Source organism: Streptomyces inhibens, assembly GCF_022221585.1.
Taxonomy (GTDB): Bacteria; Actinomycetota; Actinomycetes; order Streptomycetales; family Streptomycetaceae; genus Streptomyces; species Streptomyces inhibens.
On sequence record NZ_CP084681.1, the window covers coordinates 7,193,352 to 7,216,324 of the forward strand.

18 protein-coding genes are annotated in these 22,973 nt (G+C 72.3%); 14 read left to right on the forward strand and 4 right to left on the reverse strand.

Annotated features, from left to right (window positions below; translation table 11 throughout):
* Window positions 1-92: 92 nt before the first annotated feature.
* The gene (locus KI385_RS32545) at window positions 93-296 is read left to right on the forward strand and encodes a cold-shock protein (protein ID WP_128509838.1); all 204 of its coding nucleotides are present in this window, start codon (window positions 93-95) and stop codon (window positions 294-296) included.
* Between the two features lie 124 nt (window positions 297-420).
* On the opposite strand, the gene KI385_RS32550 is transcribed toward KI385_RS32545, so the two are convergent.
* Window positions 421-1,419, reverse strand: a complete 999-nt coding sequence (locus tag KI385_RS32550) for a TAXI family TRAP transporter solute-binding subunit (protein WP_238575640.1) — start codon at window positions 1,417-1,419, stop codon at window positions 421-423.
* Window positions 1,420-1,479: 60 nt separating this feature from the next.
* Window positions 1,480-2,211, reverse strand: coding sequence for a TetR/AcrR family transcriptional regulator (locus KI385_RS32555; protein ID WP_238575641.1), 732 nt, complete (start codon window positions 2,209-2,211; stop codon window positions 1,480-1,482).
* Window positions 2,212-2,352: 141 nt separating this feature from the next.
* On the opposite strand from KI385_RS32555, the gene KI385_RS32560 reads away from it, so the two are divergent.
* The 3 genes from KI385_RS32560 to KI385_RS32570 all read left to right on the forward strand — a co-directional run bounded on the left by KI385_RS32560 (window position 2,353) and on the right by KI385_RS32570 (window position 6,175).
* Entirely contained in the window at window positions 2,353-3,729 is a 1,377-nt protein-coding gene (locus KI385_RS32560) for a serine hydrolase domain-containing protein (RefSeq protein ID WP_425356999.1), read from the forward strand.
* Between the two features lie 127 nt (window positions 3,730-3,856).
* Complete coding sequence (gene miaB / locus KI385_RS32565; RefSeq protein WP_238575642.1) at window positions 3,857-5,371, forward strand: tRNA (N6-isopentenyl adenosine(37)-C2)-methylthiotransferase MiaB; 1,515 nt, start codon at window positions 3,857-3,859, stop codon at window positions 5,369-5,371.
* Window positions 5,372-5,464: 93 nt separating this feature from the next.
* Window positions 5,465-6,175 carry a class III extradiol dioxygenase subunit B-like domain-containing protein gene (locus KI385_RS32570; protein WP_238575643.1) on the forward strand — a complete coding sequence of 237 codons (711 nt, stop codon included), beginning with the start codon at window positions 5,465-5,467 and terminating at the stop codon, window positions 6,173-6,175.
* Window positions 6,176-6,325: 150 nt separating this feature from the next.
* Here the strand turns inward: KI385_RS32570 and KI385_RS32575 are convergent, their stop codons facing one another.
* Window positions 6,326-6,679, reverse strand: a complete 354-nt coding sequence (locus KI385_RS32575; protein WP_238575644.1) for a hypothetical protein — start codon at window positions 6,677-6,679, stop codon at window positions 6,326-6,328.
* Between the two features lie 181 nt (window positions 6,680-6,860).
* On the opposite strand from KI385_RS32575, the gene miaA reads away from it, so the two are divergent.
* The 6 genes from miaA (at window position 6,861) to hflX (ending at window position 15,258) form a co-directional block, all read left to right on the forward strand.
* On the forward strand, window positions 6,861-7,799 hold the full coding sequence (gene miaA / locus KI385_RS32580; RefSeq protein WP_238575645.1) for a tRNA (adenosine(37)-N6)-dimethylallyltransferase MiaA: 939 nt from the start codon (window positions 6,861-6,863) through the stop codon (window positions 7,797-7,799).
* A 108-nt stretch (window positions 7,800-7,907) separates the two neighbouring features.
* On the forward strand, window positions 7,908-8,444 hold the full coding sequence (locus KI385_RS32585) for a hypothetical protein (protein WP_238575646.1): 537 nt from the start codon (window positions 7,908-7,910) through the stop codon (window positions 8,442-8,444).
* Window positions 8,445-8,603: 159 nt separating this feature from the next.
* On the forward strand, window positions 8,604-9,479 hold the full coding sequence (gene dapF / locus KI385_RS32590) for a diaminopimelate epimerase (protein ID WP_238575647.1): 876 nt from the start codon (window positions 8,604-8,606) through the stop codon (window positions 9,477-9,479).
* Window positions 9,480-9,676: 197 nt separating this feature from the next.
* Window positions 9,677-11,881, forward strand: a complete 2,205-nt coding sequence (locus KI385_RS32595) for a RelA/SpoT family protein (RefSeq protein WP_238575648.1) — start codon at window positions 9,677-9,679, stop codon at window positions 11,879-11,881.
* A gap of 161 nt (window positions 11,882-12,042) precedes the next feature.
* Window positions 12,043-13,593 (forward strand): M1 family metallopeptidase, encoded by a 1,551-nt coding sequence (locus tag KI385_RS32600; protein WP_238575649.1) that lies wholly within the window; start codon window positions 12,043-12,045, stop codon window positions 13,591-13,593.
* 177 nt (window positions 13,594-13,770) lie between these two features.
* On the forward strand, window positions 13,771-15,258 hold the full coding sequence (gene hflX / locus KI385_RS32605; RefSeq protein WP_238575650.1) for a GTPase HflX: 1,488 nt from the start codon (window positions 13,771-13,773) through the stop codon (window positions 15,256-15,258).
* A gap of 125 nt (window positions 15,259-15,383) precedes the next feature.
* Here hflX and KI385_RS32610 read toward each other — a convergent pair whose 3' ends face one another.
* A complete protein-coding gene (locus KI385_RS32610) occupies window positions 15,384-16,568 on the reverse strand; it encodes a trypsin-like serine peptidase (RefSeq protein ID WP_238575651.1) in 1,185 nt (394 codons plus the stop codon).
* A 280-nt stretch (window positions 16,569-16,848) separates the two neighbouring features.
* Here KI385_RS32610 and KI385_RS32615 point away from each other — a divergent pair, with 280 nt between their 5' ends.
* The 4 genes from KI385_RS32615 to KI385_RS32630 all read left to right on the forward strand — a co-directional run bounded on the left by KI385_RS32615 (window position 16,849) and on the right by KI385_RS32630 (window position 22,944).
* On the forward strand, window positions 16,849-18,243 hold the full coding sequence (locus tag KI385_RS32615; protein ID WP_238575652.1) for a diaminobutyrate--2-oxoglutarate transaminase family protein: 1,395 nt from the start codon (window positions 16,849-16,851) through the stop codon (window positions 18,241-18,243).
* Window positions 18,240-20,270: an IucA/IucC family protein gene (locus KI385_RS32620; protein ID WP_238575653.1), complete on the forward strand. Its 2,031-nt coding sequence runs from the start codon at window positions 18,240-18,242 to the stop codon at window positions 20,268-20,270. Before KI385_RS32615 ends, KI385_RS32620 begins: the two co-directional genes overlap by 4 nt.
* Before the next feature lie 100 nt (window positions 20,271-20,370).
* Window positions 20,371-21,072 carry a GNAT family N-acetyltransferase gene (locus tag KI385_RS32625; RefSeq protein WP_238575654.1) on the forward strand — a complete coding sequence of 234 codons (702 nt, stop codon included), beginning with the start codon at window positions 20,371-20,373 and terminating at the stop codon, window positions 21,070-21,072.
* A gap of 105 nt (window positions 21,073-21,177) precedes the next feature.
* Window positions 21,178-22,944 carry an IucA/IucC family protein gene (locus tag KI385_RS32630; RefSeq protein ID WP_238575655.1) on the forward strand — a complete coding sequence of 589 codons (1,767 nt, stop codon included), beginning with the start codon at window positions 21,178-21,180 and terminating at the stop codon, window positions 22,942-22,944.
* Window positions 22,945-22,973: the final 29 nt, after the last annotated feature.

The following is a 22,973-nucleotide window of genomic DNA, read 5'->3' on the forward strand; positions in this document are numbered from 1 at the left end:
GTTTACGGACCTGTTCCGGTGTGGGGCGATCATCTCGGCGACAAGGAGGCCGCGCAGTGTGGTCTTCGGCTTGCCCCATGAAGGAGAAAAACATGGCTTCCGGCACCGTCAAGTGGTTCAACTCGGAAAAGGGCTTCGGCTTCATCGAGCAGGACGGCGGCGGCCCCGACGTCTTCGCCCACTACTCGAACATCCAGTCGCAGGGCTTCCGTGAGCTCCTCGAGGGCCAGAAGGTCACCTTCGACGTGACCCAGGGCCCCAAGGGCCCGCAGGCGGAGAACATCGTCCCCGCCTGACGCACCTCGCGTCCCGCGATCGGGGCCCGCACCGGACTGTCCGGTGCGGGCCCCGACCCGTTCGGCGTCCCGCCTCAGGGCCTGGCGGCCACGCAACCGTCAGTGCCGGCCGGCCACGCGGTCGTCAGGGCTTGACGGACACGTAATAGCGCCGGGCGCCCTCGTGCAGCTCCAGCGGATCGGTGAACACCGCGGTCCGCAGATCCACCTTCTGTGCGGCATGCACCTCGCGCCCGATCCAGTCCCGGCTGTTGATCACGGTCCGGGTGATGCCCTCGGTCAGCGCGGCATCCTCCCGGTCCAGTGTCACCAGCAGATTCGCCACCGCGATCGTCTTCACCGCCTCCCCGTCCTGGGCCAGCGGATAGGCGTCGGCGGGCATCACGGCCGCCCGGTAGTGGCGGGTGCGCTCGCCCTGCCGGTGCAGCGCCTGGCTCAGATCCCCGAGCTGGACCAGCCGTACGGGGAAGTGCTGCGCCAGATGCTGCACGGCCGTCGTCGGCAACCCGCCCGACCAGAAGAAGGCGTCCAGCTTGCCGCGCTCCAGCAGCTTGGGCATCCGGTCGATGCCGACCCGCACCGGCGTGATGTCCTTGTCGAAGTCCAGCCCGGCCGCCTCCAGCAGCCGCCGGGTGATCAGCTGGACGCCGGAGCCGTCGGCACCGACGCCCACCCGTAGCCGCCGCAGATCCTTCGTCGACCGCACCGCGGACTTCTTCGGCACCACCAGCTGCATGTAGTCGTCGTACAGCCGCGCGCAGGCCCGCAGCCGGTCCGCACCCCGTTCGCCCCGGATCTTGTACGTGGCGACCGCGTCCGCCGTCGCGATGGTGAACTCCGCACGCCCCGCCACCAGCTGGCGCAGATTGTCGATCGACCCCTCGCTGCGCGTCAGCCGAAGATCCACACCCGGCAGGTCATGGGCCAGATCCTGCTTCAGCAGCTCCCCGTAGCGCGCGTACACCCCGGTCGGCACGCCCGTCGCCAGCGTCACGCGCCCACCGGGGGAGGGTGCACCGCCCATCGAGAACAGCCACCACAGCGCCGGCCCGAGGGCGACCAGTGCCGCGATCGCCGTCAGGACGGTCCGGCGGCCGGTGGTGCGGGGGAGTGCTGTGACCATGGGCGGGATCCTGCCAGTAGCGCGGCGCAAAAGGGAGGGGCGGGGCCCGGCCCCCGGATGTCAGCGGCGGTCGAGCCGGGCCGCCAGGCCGTCGAGGACCCGCTGGAGGCCGTAGTCGAAGTTCTCCTCGCGGACCGTGCGCGGGTCCTTCCCCTGCCGTGCGGACTGCCCCTCCCGCAGCCGCGGGTGGTCCTGCATGGCCTGCTCGGAGGCCGGCCGCAGGCTCTCCAGCCAGTCGCGCTCGTCCTGGCCGCTGCGGGCGAGCAGGGACAGATACGCGGCCTCGCTGGTCGCCGTCCCGATGACATAGGCGATGACCGTCTTCATGGCTTGATCGGCCTCGCCTCCGTCGAAGCCCGCCGCCCTGAACAGGGCGAGCATGCGGTCCGACATGTTCATCAGGTTCGGCCCGAGATGGGCGAGGCCGACCTGACCGAGCACGGAGGCGACCCAGGGGTGCCGGAGCGCCATCGCCCGCAGGCTGTGGGCGCTGGCGCCGACCGCCGCCCGCCAGCCCTCCGGAGCGTCGGCCTCCGGCACCTCCAGCTCGCCGTAGACCTCGTCCACGACCAGTTCGATCAGCTCGTCCTTGTTGGCCACATGCCGGTAGAGCGAGGTGGCCCCGGCGCCCATCCGGGTGCCCAGCTTCCGCATGCTCAGGGCCTCCAGCCCCTCGGCGTCGAGCAGGGCCACGGCCTCGGACACGATCTGCTCCCGGCTCAGCGCCGGCTGTTCCCGCTGTCGGCGCGGACGGGTCCACACCGAGGGGACCTGCTGCTTGTCGGCTGACATGCGACCTCCTCTTCCTCGGCCGCCCACGATAGGGCACGCCGTACGCCGTTGCGTACGCCGTTCCGCTGTGCGTACAGTGTGCGCATCGAGAGCACGGCGTACGCAATCCCTTTGCACGCAACCAACTTGAGGAGCAGCACGATGACCTTCGACCTTGCGCACTGGCAGACCCGGCTCGACGAGCTGCGCGCCACCCACCACGTGCCGGGCGCCACCCTGGCCGTGCTCACCGGCGGGCACCTCCACGAGCTGGCCAGCGGCGTACTGCACCGTGGAACCGGGGTAGAGGCGACGACCGACTCGGTGTTCCAGCTCGGCTCGATCGCCAAGATCTACACCGCCACGCTGGTGATGCGGCTGGCCGAATCCGGCGACCTGGACCTCGACGCACCGGTCGTGACCGTACTGCCGGACTTCGCCGTCGCCGACGCGGAGGCCACCAAGAAGATCACCACCCGCCAGCTGCTCAGCCACACCAGCGGCCTGACCTGCGACTTCACCCATGACACCGGTCGCGGTGACGACTGCCTCGCCAAGTACGTCGAGGCCGCCCAGGGGGTGGCGCTGGACTGCCCGCCCGGCACCGCGGTCTCCTACAGCAGCGTCGGCTACAACGTCCTCGGTCGCATCATCGAGGTGCTGACCGGCCAGACCTGGGACGAGGCCCTCAAGGACAGGCTCCTCACCCCGCTCGGCCTCACGCACACCATGACGCTGCCCGAGGAGGTACTGCGCTTCCGCGCCGCGATGGGCCACCTGGGAGAGCCCGGGCAGGACCCCGACCCGGCGCCCGCGTGGGACCTGATGCCGCGCTCGGCGGGCCCGTACGGCAGGGTCATCGCCTCCGCCGGCGATGTGGTCCGCCTCGCACGGATGCACCTCGACGGCGGCACGGCGCAGGACGGCACCCGTGTCCTCGCCCCCGGGACCGTCGCGGCGATGCAGCGGCGCGAGGTCGACTGCCCCGACAAGTGGACCGTCAGCTCCGACGGCTGGGGCCTGGGCTGGACGCTGTACGACTGGTTCGGCACCCCGGGCTTCGGCCACGACGGCGCCTCGATCGGCCAGTACGCCTACCTGCGGGTGGCACCGGAAGCAGGGGTGGCCATCGCCCTGCTGACCAACGGCGGAGGCGCCCGCCGGCTGTACGCCACCCTCTTCCGTGAACTCCTCGACGAACTGGCCGACGTGCGCATGCCGGACGCCTTCGAGCCGGCGGCACAGCCGCCCACGGTGGACATGGCACCGTTCCTCGGCACCTACCGGCGCGAAGGCGTCGTCATCACCGTCACCGAGCACGACGGCACACCCCACCTGGTGTACGAGTTCGTCGACGGCATGAAGGACTTCTCCCCGCCGCTCGAAATGAACCTGACCCCCGTCTCGGACACGGTCTTCGCCGCCTCGGGCGCCGGCCCCTCCTTCAGCGAGGACTGGATGCCGGTGGTCTTCTCCACCCTGACCGACGGCACCATGTGCTGCTACATCGGCATGCGGGCGGCGCCGAAGGCGGGATGAAGCAGCACTCGGTTCGGGGAGCTGAGGACGACCAGATGTGCGGTGTCCTGGCCGGCGTAAGTGAGGAACACGTGGTCTGCCCGGCGCACCGGGCGGTGCCACTCCGAGCACCGCCTACCCTTGTCGCATGACCAGCAGCGACCGGAGCCAGGCAGTGGACAGTGTGAAAACGTACGAGGTGCGCACCTACGGGTGTCAGATGAACGTCCACGACTCCGAGCGTTTGTCGGGCCTGCTGGAGGACGCCGGATACGTGCCCGCGCCCAAGGACGCCGACGGTGCCGATGTCGTCGTGTTCAACACCTGCGCGGTGCGGGAGAACGCCGACAACCGGCTCTACGGCAACCTCGGGCAGCTCGCGCCGAAGAAGGCCGCGCGCCCCGGTATGCAGATCGCCGTGGGCGGCTGTCTCGCGCAGAAGGACCGGGACACCATCGTCAAGAAGGCCCCCTGGGTCGATGTGGTGTTCGGGACGCACAACATCGGCAAGCTGCCCGTACTCCTGGAGCGCGCCCGCATCCTGGAGGAGGCACAGGTCGAGATCGCCGAGTCGCTGGAGGCGTTCCCCTCGACCCTGCCGACCCGGCGGGAGAGCGCGTACGCGGCCTGGGTCTCCATCTCCGTGGGCTGTAACAACACCTGTACGTTCTGTATCGTGCCCGCGCTGCGCGGCAAGGAGAAGGACCGCCGGCCCGGCGACATCCTCGCCGAGGTCGAGGCGCTGGTCGCCGAGGGCGTCAGCGAGATCACCCTGCTCGGCCAGAACGTCAACGCCTACGGGTCCGACATCGGCGACCGCGAGGCGTTCAGCAAGCTGCTGCGCGCCTGCGGGCGGATCGAGGGCCTGGAGCGGGTCCGCTTCACCTCCCCGCACCCCCGCGACTTCACCGACGACGTCATCGCCGCCATGGCCGAGACGCCGAACGTCATGCCGCAGCTGCACATGCCGCTGCAGTCCGGTTCCGACCGCGTCCTCAAGGCGATGCGCCGCTCGTACCGCCAGGAGCGCTTCCTCGGCATCATCGAGAAGGTACGCGCCGCGATGCCGGACGCCGCCATCTCCACGGACATCATCGTCGGCTTCCCGGGCGAGACCGAGGAGGACTTCGAGCAGACCCTGCACACGGTCCGCGAGTCCCGCTTCGCCCAGGCCTTCACCTTCCAGTACTCCAAGCGCCCCGGCACCCCGGCGGCCGACATGGAGGACCAGATCCCCAAGGCCGTCGTCCAGAAGCGCTACGAGCGCCTGGTCGCCCTCCAGGAGGAGATCTCCTGGGAGGAGAACAAGAAGCAGGTCGGCCGCACGATCGAGGTACTGGTCGCCGAGGGCGAGGGCCGCAAGGACGACGCGACCCACCGTCTGTCCGGCCGGGCCCCCGACAACCGCCTTGTGCACTTCACCCGCCCCGAGCAGCCGGTCCGTCCCGGCGATGTCGTGACCGTCGAGGTGACGTACGCCGCTCCGCACCACCTCCTGGCGGAGGGGCCGACCAAGGCGGTCCGCCGTACGCGTGCCGGCGACGCCTGGGAGAAGCGCAACGCCGCCCCGGCGGAGAAGCCCAAGGGAGTGCTGCTGGGCCTGCCCACCATCGGCGCCCCGGCGCCCAGCCCCGCGCCCGCCGCGGGCTGCGGCTGCGACTGACCCGGCCGCGCGTCAGGTACGACAGCAGGCGCGCCAGGCGCGACATCAGGGCAGGGAGACCGGCTCCGCACCGGGGGCGTTACGCTGCGTCGCATGCTCGTAGCCGCCGCCATCTGCCCCTGCCCGCCGCTGCTCGTCCCGGAGGTGGCCGCCGGCGCGGCGCCCGAGCTGGACGCGCTGCGCGCCTCCTGCCTGGACGCGGTCGGCGTGCTCGCCGCGGCCCGTCCCGACCGGCTGGTCGTCCTGGGCCCCGCCGATCAGGCCGGCCGGGGCCCGCACCCGCAGGGCGCCGTCGGCTCCTTCCGCGGCTTCGGGGTGGACCTGGAGGTGTCGCTGGGCGCCGCGGAGGCCGTGCGCGAACGGGAGCTTCCGCCGTCGCTGGCCGTCGGCGCGTGGCTGCTGTCCCGTGCGGACTGGGCCGATGCCCCCGTGGAGGGGCTGGGCGTGGGGGAGCCGCTGCCGCGTGACCGCTGTCTGCCGGTGGGCCGGGAGATCGCCGTGTCCGCGCCGCGGGTGGCGCTGCTGGTGATGGGCGACGGAAGCGCCTGCCGGACGGTGAAGGCGCCCGGCTACTTCGACGAGCGGGCCGAGGCCTTCGACGCCGCCGCGGCAAGCGCCCTGGGGGCCGCCGACCTCGCCGCGCTGACCGCGCTCGACGAGGAGCTGGCCTTCGACCTCCAGGCGTCCGGGCGGGCCTGCTGGCAGGTCCTTGCGGGCGCGGCCGAGGGTGCGAGCCTAGGTGGCCGGCTGCTGCGCGAGGAGGCCCCGTACGGCGTGGGCTACTTCGTGGCGGCCTGGTCGTAGGCGGCCGTCGGGAAGCGGTCGCGGGAGCCCGTGCCGGCACGACGAGCGCATCGCCGCTATGACGGGCGGGCGCCATGGCCCTCGCACGGCAGCGGCCGCGGGGTGAGTCACCCCGCGGCCGCTGCGCCTGCCCGTTCCGTCCGCGCCGGACTACTTCCGCGCGCCCTCGCCGGACTCGCTGTCCGCCGCGGCCTCCGCCGACTGCTGCCGGGGAATCCCGGCGCTCTCGGCGGCCTTCTCCGCGCGCGGCCCGCCGTCGGCGGCCGTCGTCCCCTCCGCGTCGTCGGACGCCTCCGGAGCCGCGGCATCCGCCGAGGACCCGCCGTCGTCGACGGTGTCCTGGACGTCCTTGGCGCCCTCGGCCTCCTCGGCTCCCTTGGCGTCCGCCGGAGCGGCCGCCTCCGCCGGTTCCGCCGTCTCCGACTCGGCCGTCACCGCCGCAGCGGCACTCTCCTCCGTCGACGCTTCGGCCTTACGGCGACGAAACCGCGAAAACACGCCCATAACTGCTCCTACGCTCTTCATGTGGGCGAAACCCCGTGCCGCCCGGAGCGGACCGTTGCGCCACCCACGGGCGCCGGTACTGCAACCGGCTCTCGGGACCTCGCAACAGGCAACGACGTCATCGGTAGCCCGTCACGTCGCTCGTTCGAGATGGGGGCGTGATGTTTGCGAGACTGACGGGGTGAACACCGCCGTCCCCGCTCCGCGGGTCATCGCCGTCGTCGGCCCCACCGCGGCCGGAAAGTCCGATCTGGGCGTCGCGCTCGCCCAACACGTGGGCGGCGAGGTCATCAACGCCGACTCCATGCAGCTCTACCGCGGCATGGACATCGGCACCGCCAAACTCACACCCGAGGAGCAGCAGGGCGTCCCGCACCGCCTCCTGGACATCTGGGACGTGACCCGCGCCGCCAGCGTCGCCGAGTACCAGCGGCTGGCCCGCGCCGAGATCGACCGGCTGCTCGCCGAGGGCCGCACCCCGGTCCTCGTCGGCGGCTCCGGCCTGTACGTACGCGGTGCCATCGACGCCCTCGAATTCCCCGGCACCGACCCCGACGTGCGCGCGCGTCTGGAGGCCGAACTGGCCGAACAGGGCAGCGGCGCCCTGCACGCCCGGCTGGCTGCCGCGGACCCCGAGGCCGGCCGCGCGATCCTGGCGAGCAACGGCCGCCGCATCGTGCGCGCCCTGGAGGTCATCGAGATCACCGGCCGCCCCTTCACCGCCAACCTCCCCGGCCATGAAGCGGTCTACGACACCCTGCAGATCGGTGTCGATGTCGAGCGCCCCGAGCTCGACGAGCGGATCGCGCGACGGGTCGACCGTATGTGGGAGGCCGGCCTGGTCGACGAGGTGCGCCGCCTGGAGGGCGAGGGGCTGCGCGAGGGCCGTACGGCCTCCCGGGCGCTCGGCTATCAGCAGGTGCTCGCCCAGCTGGCGGGGGAGTGCACCGAACAGGAGGCGCGCGATGAGACGGTGCGCGCCACCAAGCGCTTCGCGCGCCGTCAGGACTCGTGGTTCCGCCGGGACCCGCGGGTCCACTGGCTCAGCGGCGCCGCCGACCACCGCGCGGAACTTCCCAGGCAGGCGCTGGCGTTGCTCGAACGACCGGTCACAGCCTGATCACGTCATGGCATCGGGACGCTCCGGCCGTCATCCGGCCCCCTGAGGGCGTGTCATCATCGACCTTCGATCGAGGCGTGCAGTCTGGAGTGGGGAGGGCGCGTGGCAATGGAGGCCGGCCCTCGCAACAGAGCGCAGCAACCGGACAGCGACGCTGACACGGCAGCGCTGACCGACGACGGACCGGACGCGCAGGACGGTCTGTCCGGCGCCGGTGGCATCGGCGGCGACCCGCTCACCGACCCGGACACCCTGGACGACTCCGACGGCCCGGGCGCCGGGACCGACGGGCCCGGTGAGGGCGGCGAGTCCTTCCGGGAACTGCGGCCGCCGCGCCGGCTGCGACTGTGGCAGCTCGCGCCGATCGTCGGGCTCGCCGCCGTCGGCTCGTTGATGTTCGCCTTCCCCCTCGCCTTCGAATTCGGCGGCGACGGCGGCGCGGTGATCGCGATGCTCGGCCTGCTGCTGTGCTGCTGCGCCGCCGGCTGGGGCATGATGGCCGCCCGCCGCGTCGGCCACACCTGGCCCGGTCTCCCCGTACGCGGCTCCGGCCGCCGCGCCAACTGGCGCGTGGTGCTGATCTACGCGGTCCTGGTGGCCATCCCCGCGTCGCTGGCCATCTGGCGCGTGGCGCGGCTGCGCTGAGCGCCCGTATTCCGCGCCTCCTGCCTTTCCTCACCTCCCACCCTTTTTCCCCACCCCACCTTTTTCCCCGCCGCCCACCCCCCTTCGGGGGGTGGGCGGGTGTATGAGCGCGTTTCCCCCCGGGGCTCCGTTTCCCCCGCCTCCCCGTACGATGCAAGGGTGACCAGCACGCAGCGCCTCGCCTTCCTCAAGGGCCACGGCACCGAGAACGACTTTGTGATCGTCCCCGACCCGGACGGCCGGCTCGATCTGCCCGCGACCGCCGTCGCGAGGATCTGTGACCGGCGTGCCGGCCTCGGCGGCGACGGCCTTCTGCGCGTCGTACGCTCCGCCGCGCACCCCGAGGCGCACGCCCAGGCCGACGAGGCCGAGTGGTTCATGGACTACCGCAACGGCGACGGCTCGATCGCCGAGATGTGCGGCAACGGCACCCGGGTCTTCGCGCGCTATCTGCTGCACGCCGGCCTGGTCGAGGCCGGCGATCTCGCCATCGCCACCCGCGCCGGAGTGCGCCGCGTGCACCTCGCCAAGACCGGCGATGTCACGGTCTCCATGGGCCGCGCCGAGCTCCCCGAGGAGAGCGTCGTCGTCACGCTCGACGGCCGCAGCTGGCCGGCCCGCAATGTGAACATGGGCAATCCGCACGCCGTCGCGTTCGTCGAGGAGCTGGCCCACGCCGGTGACCTGCTGGCCGTACCGCCGTTCGGCCCAGCGTCGGTTTATCCCCACGGCGTGAACATCGAGTTCGTCGTCGACCGCGGTCCGCGCCATGTGGCGATGCGGGTCCATGAGCGCGGCTCGGGCGAGACCCGCTCGTGCGGGACCGGCGCCTGCGCGGTCGCCGTCGCCGCCGCACGCAGGGACGGCCTGGACCCGGCCGAGACCGGCGCGCCCGTCACGTACCGGGTCGATGTGCTCGGCGGCAGCCTGACGATCACCGAGCTGCCCGACGGCACGGTCGAGATGACCGGCCCGGCCGAGATCGTCGCCGAGGGCACCTTCGACCCCGCCTGGCTGACCGCCGCGCTCGCCTGACGGGGCCCGTGGCGGACCTGGGCCGGTCCGGCCCGGGTGAAACGGTTCCGGCCAAAAGATTCGCTCGAACGGGTGATCCGTATCACTCTGAGCGAGAGGCGGACAGCGCTGCGTGATGGGCTCGATAGCATACAAGCACCGGCCCGGACGTCCGAACTGACGCGTCCCACCGCCGGTCGACGCTGCCGGAGGTGCCCATGAGCGCAGAGGCCACTAACCCTGGTAACCCTGGAGCAGCGGGCCGCAAGCGCGGCCGCCGCCGACTGGAACTCAGAGGGCTGCGCCGCATCGGGCGCGCCGCGCTCCTCGGTCCGGCCCCGCGCGACGGCCTCCCGCACGCCCTCGAACACGTCGCCAAGGTGCACCGTGGCCACCACCCGGACGCCGACCTGGACACCCTTGCCAAGGCCTATCTGCTCGCCGAGTCCTCGCACCGCGGTCAGCTGCGCAAAAGCGGTGAGCCGTACATCACCCACCCGCTCGCGGTGACCCTCATCCTCGCCGAACTCGGCGCGGAGACCACGACCTTGACCGCATCCCTGCTCCACGACACCGTCGAGGACACGGAAGTGACGCTCGATCAGGTCCGGGACCTGTTCGGCGCGGAGGTCTGCTATCTCGTCGACGGCGTCACCAAGCTGGAGAAGGTCGACTACGGCGCGGCCGCCGAGCCGGAGACCTTCCGCAAGATGCTGGTGGCCACCGGCAACGACGTCCGGGTGATGTCCATCAAGCTCGCCGACCGGCTGCACAACATGCGCACCCTCGGGGTGATGCGCCCCGAGAAGCAGGCCCGGATCGCCAAGGTGACCCGCGATGTGCTGATCCCGCTCGCCGAACGCCTCGGCGTCCAGGCGCTCAAGGCCGAGCTGGAGGACCTGGTCTTCGCGATCCTGCATCCGGAGGAGTACGCGACGACCCGGAGCCTGGTCATGGAGTACGCCGCCCGGCCCGATCCGCTCGCCGCGATCGCCCAGCGGGTGCGTACGGTCCTGGACGAGGCCGGCATCGACGCCGAAGTCCTCGTCCGGCCCCGGCACTTCGTCTCCGTGCACCGCGTGCGCCTGGCGCGCCGCGAGCTGACCGGCGCGGACCTGGGGCGGCTGCTGGTGCTGGTGACAGAGGACGCCGACTGCTATGCCGTCCTCGGCGAGCTGCACACCTGCTTCACACCGGTGATCTCCGAATTCAAGGACTTCATCGCGGCCCCCAAGTTCAACCTCTACCAGTCGCTGCACACCGCCGTCGCCGGCCCGTCCGGGGAGATCGCCGAGACCCTGATCCGTACGCACCAGATGCACCGGGTCGCCGAGGCCGGGGTGATCGCGCTGGGCAACCCGTACGCCCCCACGGACGGCGCGGACGCCCCCGAGGGCGAGCGGGCCGACCCGACCCGCCCCGGATGGCTCTCCCGGCTGCTGGAGTGGCAGCGCACCACCCCCGACCCGGACACGTTCTGGACCTCGCTGCGCGACGACCTCGCCCAGGACCGGGAGATCACCGTCTTCTGCGCCGACGCCGCCTCGGACGGCACGGGCGGCCCGTCCGGCGCCGCGGGCGGCACCATCGGCCTGCCCGCCGGGGCGAGTTGTGTCGACGCGGCCTACGAACGGCACGGCGAGGGGGCGCACTGCTGCATCGGCGCCCGGGTCAACGGCCGGCTCGCCACGCTCGCCACCGTCCTGCACGACGGCGACAGCCTGCAGCTGCTGATGGCCCCGGACTCCGCGGCCGGCCCCTCGCCCGAATGGCTCGACCACGCCCGTACACCCGCCGCCCGGCTCGCCATCGCCCGGTGGCTGGCCGGGTCGCCAGAGCCCGGCGCCCGCCCGGCAAGCCCCGGCGAGGCGCCCGCCGAGACGCCCCTTACGGGCCGCCCCACGGTGGATCACCACCGCTCCGGAGCGGGCTCGGTCACCCCCGGCTCGGTCCTCGCGGTGGCGGATCTGCCCGGCGCCGCGGTCCGGCTGGCCGGCTGTTGTACCCCGGTGCCGCCGGACGCCGTCACCGGATTCGCCGTACGGGGCGGCACGGTCACCGTGCACCGCGCCCTGTGCCCCGTGGTGGCGCGGATGGCGGCCACCGGCCGTCAGCCCGTCGGGGTGCGCTGGCGGGGCGCCGGCCAGGGTGGCCACGGCTGCCGGGTCACCCTCCTGGCCGAGGCCTTCAGCCGCCCGCATCTCCTGGCCGACCTCACCGAAGCGATCGCCTCCCAGGGCGCCGCCGTGGTGTCGGCCGCCGTCGAACCCCCGCACGAACAGCGGGTCCGCCACACCTACACGCTGCATCTGCCGAACGCCTCGGGGCTGCCGTCCCTGATGCGCGCCATGCGCCAAGTGCCCGGCGTCTTCGACGTGTTGCGGGCCGGCCGGGCCCGCCAAGCCGCGGCGATGCGCCCCTGAACGGCGGTACGGCCGGTCTGCTGACGGGCCGTCGGCAACATCCGGACCGGTGGCCCGGACCCTCGGACAGGGCCTGAGACGGACGCACGATCCGCCGCCCGTTCGGGTGCCGTTTTCCGGCTCGCCCACGGGTGAGGCGGCCGCGTTGGTAGCCGTAGTGCATGTCCCTTCCCTTGCGCCGCCCGTCCCGCGACCCCGACGGTCCCGTCCCCGTCCGCGTCCTGCCCCGTGGCCCGAGCGGCCGGATCCGGTGGTCCGGCCGCAAGGCGGCCGCCCTCGGGCTGGCCGCCATCGCCACCCTCGGCATGGCCGAGCCGCCGGCCGTAGGGCCGCAGGGCCTCGGTGACCGCCTCTTCCCCACGCTCGGCAACACCGGCTACGACGTCACGTCCTACGACGTCACGCTGGACTACTCCGGCCACAACGACCAGCCGCTGAACGCCACCACCGAGATCACCGCCCGGGCCACCACCGAGCTCGACCACCTGAATCTCGACTTCGCCCGCGGCACCGTGCGCTCCGTACGGATCGGCGGCCTGCCCGCGCGGCACGAGCAGCACGGCGAGGACCTGGTGCTCACCCCGGCCTTCCACATCTCCCGGGGGCAGGAGGTGAAGATCTCCGTCGAGCACACCAGCGACCCCGGCGGCAAGCGTGACGGCGGCTGGATTCGCACCGCCGACGGGCTGGCGATGGCCAACCAGGCGGACGCCGCGCACCGCGTCTTCCCCTGCAACGACCACCCCTCCGACAAGGCGCTCTTCACCTTCCACATCACCGCGCCCCAGGAGCTGACCGCCGTCGCCAACGGACTGCCCCTGGGCGCCGCCCCCCGCGCCGCGGGCCGCACCTGGACCTACCGCACCGCCCACCCCATGGCCACCGAGCTGGCGCAGGTCTCCATCGGGAAGTCCAGCGTGCTGCTGCGCCGCGGGCCGCACGGTCTGCCGATCCGCGATGTCGTACCGACCGCGGACCGCACCGTCCTCGCGCGCTGGCTCGCCAAAACCCCCGACCACCTGGCCTGGATGGAGCAGAAGGTCGGCCCCTACCCCTTCGAGACGTACGGGGTGCTGATCGCCAACGCCAGGACCGGCTTCGAGCTGGAGACCCAGACCCTGTCGCTCTTCGAAAAAGCCCTGTTCAGCGCCGATCACCTGCCCGACTGGTACGTCGAGTCGGTGATAGTGCACGAGCTGTCCCACCAGTGGTTCGGCGACAGCGTCAGCCCGCGCCGCTGGTCCGACGTCTGGCTCAACGAGGCCCATGCCACCTGGTACGAGGCCCTCTACGCCCAGGAGAAGGGCGACCACCGGGCCTCCCTGGAGGACCGTATGCACCGGGCGTACCAGCAGTCGGACGGCTGGCGCGCCGAGGGCGGGCCGCCCGCCGCGCCCAAGGCACCCCGCCCCGGCCAGAAGATCAGCATCTTCCGCCCGATCGTCTACGACGGCAGCGCACTGGTCCTGTACGCCCTGCGGCAGAAGATCGGCCCCACCGCCTTCGAGCGCCTCGAACGCGAGTGGGTGGCCCGGCACCATGACGGCGTGGCCGACACCGCCGACTTCATCGCGCTGTCCTCCCAGGCCGCCGGACAGAACCTCGCCGGTTTCTTCCAGGAGTGGCTCTACGGAGCCCGGACACCGCCGATGCCGGGGCGCGCGGAGTGGCGGCCCGCGGGCACGCCCGAAACCCCCGGAAAACCCGCGTGACGGCCCTCCGCGGCCGTGGGACCATCAACAGGTCGACGCCGACGGGTCCGGGAATCTCCGGGCCGGCTCGGACGTTGACATCATCGACAACGGCAGCATCACCGAGGCAGCATCACCGACAGTCCTGGTGGGACCACCCGGCCCCCCTGAGGGCTTCCCAACGACGCAAAGGATCAAATGACCTCCTCTTCTTCCCTTCCGCAGGACCGGCAGCGCCTCCCCGAGAGCCTTCGGGCCGACGCCCTGATGGAAGAGGACGTCGCCTGGAGCCACGAGATCGACGGGGAGCGTGACGGCGACCAGTACGACCGCTCGGCCCGTGCGGCGCTGCGCCGCGTGGCGGGCCTGTCCACCGAGCTCGAGGACATCACCGAGGTCGAGTACCGGCAGCTCCGGCTGGAGCGGGTGGTGCTCGTCGGCGTATGGACCACGGGGACGGTGAACGACGCGGAGAATTCGCTCGCCGAGCTCGCCGCGCTGGCGGAGACCGCCGGCGCCCTCGTGCTCGACGGCGTCATCCAGCGCCGCGACAAGCCGGACCCGGCCACCTACATCGGCTCGGGCAAGGCACTGGAGCTGCGCGACATCGTGCTCGAATCCGGGGCGGACACCGTGGTGTGCGACGGTGAGCTCTCCCCGGGCCAGCTGATCCATCTCGAGGATGTCGTCAAGGTCAAGGTGGTCGACCGGACCGCGCTGATCCTCGACATCTTCGCCCAGCACGCCAAGTCCCGGGAGGGCAAGGCGCAGGTCTCCCTGGCGCAGATGCAGTACATGCTCCCCAGGCTCCGTGGCTGGGGCCAGTCGCTGTCCCGGCAGATGGGTGGCGGTGGCTCCGGTTCCGCGGGCGGCGGTATGGCCACCCGTGGCCCCGGTGAGACCAAGATCGAGACGGACCGGCGGCGGATCCGCGAGCGCATGGCGAAGATGCGCCGGGAGATCGCGGAGATGAAGACCGGCCGGGACATCAAGCGCCAGGAACGCCGGCGCAACAAGGTCCCCTCGGTCGCCATCGCCGGCTACACCAACGCCGGCAAGTCCTCCCTGCTCAACCGCCTCACCGGCGCCGGCGTGCTGGTGGAGAACGCCCTGTTCGCCACCCTGGACCCGACCGTCCGGCGGGCCGAGACGCCCAGCGGGCGGCTCTACACCCTCGCCGACACCGTCGGCTTCGTCCGGCACCTGCCGCACCACCTCGTCGAGGCGTTCCGCTCCACGATGGAGGAGGTCGGCGAGTCCGATCTCATCCTGCATGTGGTCGACGGTTCGCATCCGGTGCCGGAGGAGCAGCTGGCCGCCGTACGCGAGGTGATCCGCGACGTGGGCGCGACGAACGTGCCCGAGATCGTGGTCGTCAACAAGGCCGACGCGGCCGATCCGCTGGTGCTGCAGCGCCTGCTGCGCCAGGAGAAGCACGCCATCGCGGTCTCGGCCCGTACGGGCCAGGGCATGACGGAGCTGCTGGCCCTGCTCGACGAGGAACTTCCCCGGCCGCAGGTCGAGATCGAGGTCCTTGTGCCCTACACCCAGGGCGCCCTGGTCTCGCGGGCGCACGCCGAGGGCGAGGTCATCTCCGAGGAGCACACCGCCGAGGGCACGGTCCTCAAGGCGCGGGTGCACGAGGAGCTGGCCGCCGAGTTCCAGCCGTTCGTGCCGGCGGCGTAGCGGCCCCGGGCGCCGAACGACCCGCATACGACGAAGGCCCGCCCCCGGTCTCCCGGAGGCGGGCCTTCGTCGTACCCATGGGCGGGGCGGGCAGCGCCGTCACCGGCACCACCCGCCTCAGCTGACTACTGCTTGGTCGCCCACTTCTTGCTCATGGTGTCGAACATGCTCTTGGCCTCGGGGCCCAGGTGCGGGCCGGCCGACCAACGGGCCGGACGCGGCCCCATCGACATGTTGGAGACCAGCACCGGCTTGCCGTCGGCGCCCTTGATGAACCAGGGGCCACCGGAGGAGCCACCGGTCATGGTGCAGCCGATCCGGTACATGGTCGGCTTGGCGTCCATCGACAGGCGGGTCGGCTTGTCGGTGCACTGCTGCTGGGCCGCACCGTCGAACGGCGGCTCGGCCGGGTAGCCCTGCGCGGTCAGGCTCGGGATCTTGGCCATCGCCGGGGCGTTGAAGTCGACGGTGTAGGCGGCGCCGGCAATCTCTTCCAGCGACTTGCCGCCGGTGTTCTGCTCCGGCTTCACATGCATCAGCGCGAAGTCGTACGGGGCCATCGGCACGCCCGGAACGGCGCCGCCGCCCTTGATCCACTCGTTGGACGTCGCCATGTCGTCCGCCCACCACTTGCCCGACGGGACGCGGTCCTCGAAGGGCGCGGCCTTCAACTTGTCGGCGGCGACACCGTTCTTGTTGAAGTTCGGCACGAACATCATGTTGCGGTACCAACCGCCGTTCTTGCCGGCGTGCACACAGTGCGCGGCGGTCCACACGAGGTTGGACTTACCGGGGTGCGCCGGGTCCTTGACGACGGTGGCCGAGCAACGCGACTCGCCCTCGGGGGTGCTGAACAGCAGCAGGCCCACGCCGGGGGCGGTGGCGGTGTACGGGGTCTTGACGGGCTGAGCGTCGACGGCGGCCGGCTCAGGGTCGGTCTTGCCCTGGTCCTCCGAGATGTCCTCGGGCTTGCTGGGGTCCTGGGGCGGCTTGACCTTGTCGATCTTGTCCGGGTCCCAGAAGTTCTTGATGATCGGGTTGATGAACTCCCCGGCCTCCCGGAGCCACTTGTCCTTGTCCCAGTTCTTCCACTCGCCGTTCTTCCACTTGTCCAGGTCGATGCCGTGTTCCTTGAGCTTGTCCTGGATGTCCTGGGGGATCTTGATTTCACCCCCGCCCGTGTCCTGTGCCGCGGACTGGCTCGGCTTGGCGTCCGCGTTGTCGCCCTCCGGGCCGCAGCCGGTTGCGGTCAGCGCCACAACGGCGGTGAGAGCGGCGGCGGCCAGGACTGGCCGACGTATGGATCGCATGGGTGGGTCCCCCTGAAGAATTCGAACTGAACCATGTGGCTTGAACGGAGTCGCGCCGTGGGGAGCTTGTCATGAACCTCAAGATCCCGGCGCAGCACCCCATGATGCCGGTGTCGAGGGGGACGGCGGTACTCGGGTCCCCGGTTCCGCGCCAACAAGGATCTTGCCATCAGCCGTGATCCGGCGTCGGCCTCGTCGTTGGTACGTACGGGGGACGGCCGGGCCGCCCGTAGGGCCCGCGCGGTATTCAGCAGCTCACCAGCAGGAGGACACAACTGCCGTGGCGTTGACCGAAACCGTGCCGGCGGCCGCGCCGCCGGCCCACGAGGGGATCCTGCGCCGGCAGTCCCTGCGTGAGTCCGCTGCCCGAACCTACGCGCGCTCGCTGCCCATCGTCCCGGTGCGCGCCCGTGGGCTGACCATCGAGGGCGCCGACGGCCGCCGCTATCTCGACTGCCTCTCCGGCGCCGGCACCTTGGCGCTCGGCCACAACCACCCGGTGGTGCTCGAAGCGATCCGTACGGTCCTCGACTCCGGCGCACCGCTGCACATCCTCGACCTGGCCACGCCCGTCAAGGACGCCTTCACCACCGAGCTCTTCGCCACCCTGCCCGGGGAGTTGGCCGAAAAGGCGCGCATCCAGTTCTGTAGCCCGGCCGGCACGGACGCCGTCGAGGCCGCCTTCACACTCGTTCGCACCGCGACCGGCCGGGACGGCCTGATGGCCTTCTCCGGCGCGTACCACGGGATGACCTCACAGGCGCTCGCCGCCTCCGGAGGAGCGCAGCACACCGGCGTGGTCCGGCTGCCCTACCCCTACAACTACCGCTGCCCCTTCGGCACCGGCGGCGAGCGCGGCGCCGAACTCTCCGCACGCTGGACCGAGAGCCTGCTCGACGACGACAGGAGCGGGGTGCCCAGGCCGGCCGCGATGATCCTGGAACCCGTCCAGGGGGAGGGCGGGGTGATCCCCGCACCGGACCGCTGGCTGCGCCGGATGCGGGAGATCACCACCGCCCGGCAGATCCCGCTGATCGTGGACGAGGTGCAGACCGGCGTCGGCCGCACCGGCACCTTCTGGGCGGTCGAACACAGCGGCATCGTGCCCGACGTGCTCGTCCTGTCGAAGGCGATCGGCGGCAGCCTGCCGCTCGCGGTGATCGTCTACCGGGAGGAACTGGACGCCTGGCAGCCCGGCGCACACGCCGGCACCTTCCGCGGCAACCAACTCGCCATGGCCGCGGGCAGAGCCACCCTCGCCTACGTCCGCGCGAACGGACTCGCCGAGCGCGCCGGGGAGCTCGGCGACCGGATGCTCACCCGGCTCCGCGCCCTCGCCGCCGCCCACGACTGCATCGGCGACGTCCGCGGCCGCGGACTGATGCTCGGCGTCGAACTCGTCGACCGGGCGGCCGACGCCGACGCCACGGGCGCCCGCCCCGCCGACCCACAGCTCGCCGCCGCCGTCCAGCACGCCTGTCTGGACCGCGGCCTGATCGTCGAACTGGGCGGCCGGCACTCCGCCGTCGTCCGGCTGCTGCCACCCCTGACCATCACCGACGAACAGGCGGACGCGATCCTCGACCGCCTCGCCGACGCCATCACGGCGGCGGTCCGCACCACCCCCGGGCCGACGGGCTCGTCCCCCACGACACTGCGAGGCACCTCCCCATGACCGAACGCCCCGGCCCCGACAACGCCCAGCCCGCCGAGTGCATCCCCGTTCACCACCAGGGCGCGGGCACCATCGAGTCCGTACCGCGCCAGCAGCGCCGCGCCCCGGACGACACCTGCCACCAGCAGACCCACGAGGACCCGGCGCAGACCGCCGGCCACGACGCCCCCGCTTCCTACGACCGGACCCGGACCGGCGACCACGACCCGCTCGACCACCCGGATCCGGCGGTCGCCGCCGACGCCGCGGGCATCGAGCACCTCCTGCGCTGCTGGCTCCGCGAGAACGGCACCCCCCGCCCGCCCGGCGGCCGGCTCCGCGTCCCCCTGACGGCTACCGCGAACGCCCTGCACATCCCCGTCCGCTACTGGTCACCCACCGGCTGGCACCGCCTGGGCGCCCCCACCCTCGAAGGCGCCCCGGCCGGCGCCGCCCCGCTGGACGCCGTCACCCTCGCCGCGCTGCTGCGCCGGGAGGCCGCGCACGGCGGCGACCGCCGGGCCTCGGACGGCGGCGAGCACCGCGTGGCGGACGCCGGCGAGCGCACGGACACGGACGGCGCTCAGCAGCGGACACCGGACGGCGACGGCGCCGAACTCGTCGGCCGGGTCGCCGACTCCGTACGCCATGTCGCCGCATTCCTCGCCGACCGGCGCGCCCGCCCCGCCGACGACCACGGCGCGCTCTTCCTCGAAGCCGAACAGTCCCTGCTCTTCGGCCACCCCCTGCACCCCACACCCAAGAGCCGCGAGGGCCTCTCCGACGCCGAGACCCGCGCCTATTCGCCCGAACTGCGCGGCGCCTTCCCGCTGCACTGGATGGCCGTGCACCGCTCCGCCGTCGCCGCCGACTCCGCCTGGACCGAACGCGGCAAGCCCGTACCGGCCGAGCAGCTCGCCAGGGACCTCGCCGGGGACGGCCTCGAACTCCCCGACCAGACCGTGCCGTTGCCGCTGCACCCCTGGCAGGCCCGGGAACTCGCAGGCCGCCCCGACATCGCCGCCCTCCGCGACGCCGGCCTGCTGCACGACCTGGGCCCCCACGGCCCGCTCTGGCACCCCACCTCCTCCGTCCGCACGGTCCACCGCCCCGACGCGGATGCCATGCTCAAACTCTCCCTCGGGCTGCGCATCACCAACTCCCGCCGGGAGAACCTCCGTAAGGAACTGGTCCGCGGTGTCGAGGTGCACCGGCTGCTGCGCACCGGTCTCGCCGAGGAGTGGCAGGCCGTCCACCCCCGCTTCGACATCGTCCGCGACCCGGCCTATCTCGCCGTCGACGGTCCCGACGGCGAACCCGTCCAAGGCCTCGACGTCGTCATCCGGCACAACCCCTTCAGCCGCACCGACGACGCCGTCTGTATCGCCGGCCTCACCTCTCCCCGGCCCTGGCCCGGCCACTCCGGAGTCCGTTCCCGCCTCGAAGATCTCGTCGCCGCGCTCAGTACCCGTACCGGCCGCACCCTGGGCGCGGTGGCCACCGAGTGGTTCCTGCGCTACCTCGAAGCGGTCGTACGGCCCTTGCTGTGGCTGGACGGCACCGCCGGCATCGTCCTGGAGGCCCACCAGCAGAACACCCTGGTGCTGCTGGACCCCGACGGCTGGCCGGTCGGCGGCCGCTACCGCGACAACCAGGGCTACTACTTCCGCACCTCGCGCCGCGCCGAGCTGGAGCGCCGGCTGCCCGGTATCGGCATGGTCAGCGACACGTTCGTCGCCGACGACGTCACCGACGAACGGTTCGCCTACTACCTCGGCATCAACAACGTCCTCGGCCTGATCGGGGCCTTCGGCGCCCAGCGCCTGATCCGCGAGGAGATCCTGCTCGCCGCCTTCCGGCGGTTCCTCGCCGATGCCGCCGCGGCCCCTCGCGCGCACCGCTCGCCGCTGCCCGAGCAGCTGCTGGCCGCCCGCACGCTGCGCTGCAAGGCCAACCTCGCGACCCGGCTGCACGGCCTGGACGAACTCGTCGGCCCGGTCGAAACCCAGTCCGTCTACGTCACCCTGCCCAACCCCCTCGCCCCGTAGCCGCCCACCACCCCCGACCGCACCTTCCGCCCCCCCCGTCCCCGGCGCCGACGCGACCCACAAGGCCACGCGGCCCCCGCCCCCAGAGGAGAGAGTTGCCGTGCCATCCACCGATTCCGGCCTCAGCTCCAGCTCCGACGACACCCTCGACCTCCAGCTACCGCCGGAGTTCAGTGCGTTGTTCGCCGACGGCGGGCGGCAGCCGGCGTCCCCCGACGTCCCGGCCGCCGGCCCGCTGCTCGACAACCTGGCGGGCTGGGGAGCGGCCGACACCCCCGCCGGGCCGTTCGAGCTCGTCCCCGTCGAGCCGGCCCGCGATCTCGACCGGATCACCGGCTGGATGAACGATCCTGCCGTCGCGGCCTTCTGGGAGCTGGCGGGCCCGCCGGAGATCACCGCGGCCCATCTGCGGGGCCAGCTCGACGGCGACGGCCGCAGCGTGCCCTGCCTGGGCGTCCTGGCCGGCGCCCCGATGAGCTACTGGGAGATCTACCGCGCCGACCTGGACCCCCTCGCCCGCTACTACCCGGCCCGGCCCCAGGACACCGGCGTCCATCTGCTCATCGGAGGCGTCAGCGACCGCGGCCGGGGCCTGGGCAGCACCCTGCTGCGGGCCACCGCCGATCTCGTACTCGACCACCGCCCGCACTGCGCGCGCGTGGTCGCCGAGCCCGATCTGCGCAACACCGCCTCCGTCGCGGCCTTCCTGACCGCGGGCTTCCGCTACGCCGATGAGATCGAACTTCCCGGCAAACGCGCGGCGTTGATGGTCCGCGACCGCGCCCATCGCCCTCTGCTCTGACCCCGGGGCCGTCCGTCGACGGCCCCGCTCCGGTCCGCCGTCCACCCCGCCGCCCCGGTTGTCCCCCGTACGTGCCGGGCCGGTCCCGCTTCGAGGAGTCCCGCCTTGTCTCCTGAGCCCCAGCCTTCACGCCGCGCCTGGCAGCACGCCGCCCGCCGACTGTTCGCCAAGACCCTGGCGGAGTTCGCGTACGAGGAAGTCCTCACCCCCGAGCCCGACGGCACCGCCCCCGACGGCACCCCGCAGTACCGCCTGTCGGTCACCGACGACCTGGTCTACCGCTTCCGCGCCCGCCGCGGCGCCTACGGACACTGGCGCATCGACCCCGACTCGATCACCCCCGACACCGATCCCTTCCGCTTCCTCACCCACGCCCATGACACCGTCCTGGGCCTGTCCGGCGACACCACCGGCCATCTCATCCGCGAGCTGACCGCCACCCTCGCCGCCGACACCCGCCTGGACGCCACCGCCGTCAGCGCCGCCGACCTCGCCGACCTGGACTACGCCGACCTCGAAGGCCACCAGACCGGCCACCCCTGGCTCGTCGCGAACAAGGGCCGGCTCGGCTTCTCCGCCACCGACGCGGCCACCTGGGCCCCGGAAGCCCGCACCGCCCAGCGCCTGCCCTGGCTCGCCGCGCACCACAGCATCGCCCACTACCGCGGCATCCCCGCGCTCGCCACCCCCGACCGTCTCTACGGCGAGGAACTCGCCCCCGCCACCCGGCACACGTTCGCCCGCACCATCACCGACCAGGGCCACGACCCCGCCGACTACCTCTACCTGCCCGTCCACCCCTGGCAATGGGACGAGACCATCGCCCCGCTCTTCGCCCCGCAACTCGCCGACAGATCCATCATCGCGCTGCCCACCGACAATGACCTCCGCCTGCCACAGCAGTCGATCCGCACCTTCCTCAACGTCAGCCGCCCCCGGGCCCGCACGGTCAAACTGCCGCTGTCCATCCTCAACACCCTGGTCTGGCGCGGCCTGCCCACCGAGCGCACCCTCGCCGCCCCCGCCGTCACCCGCTGGGTCCACGGCCTGCGCGACGCCGACCCGTATCTGCGCGACGAGACCCGGGTGATCCTGCTCGGCGAGACCGCCTCGGTCACCGTCGAGCACCCCCTCTACGACCGGCTCCCCGGCGTCCCGTACCAGTTCAAGGAGCTCCTGGGCTGCATCTGGCGCGAACCGATCGGCGGCCATCTCGACCCCGGCGAACGCGCCCGCACCCTGGCCGCGCTGCTGCAGACCGACCCCCGGGGCCGCGCCCTGACCGCGGAGCTGGTGCACCGCTCCGGCCTGGCCCCGCGCGACTGGCTCGGCCGGCTGTTCGCCGCGCTGCTGCCGCCCCTGCTGCACTTCCTCTACCAGTACGGCACGGTCTTCTCCCCGCACGGCGAGAACGCCATCGTCGTCTTCGACGAGCACGACGTCCCCACCCGCCTCGCGGTCAAGGACTTCGTCGACGACGTCAACACCAGCTCCCGGCCGCTCCCGGAGCACGACTCCATGCCGGAGGACGTCCGCACGGTGCTGCTCACCGAACCGCCCGCCTTCCTCACCCAGTTCATCCACTCCGGCCTCTTCGTCGGGGTGTTCCGCTATCTCGCCCCGCTGTGCGAGGACCAACTGGACGTTCCCGAGGCCGAGTTCTGGTCACTCGTACGGGCGGAGATCCTGCGTCACCACGAACGCTTCCCGGCCCTCAAGGAGCGGCACGAGACCTTCGACCTGCTCACCCCGCGGATCGAGCGGCTGTGTCTGAACCGTAACCGTCTGCATGTGGACGGTTACCGCGATCGGTGTGACCGCCCGCACGCCGCCGTGCACGGCACCGTCCCCAACCCCCTGCACGTCCCGTGACCGGGCCGATTGTCAGTGGTCCCGCGTAG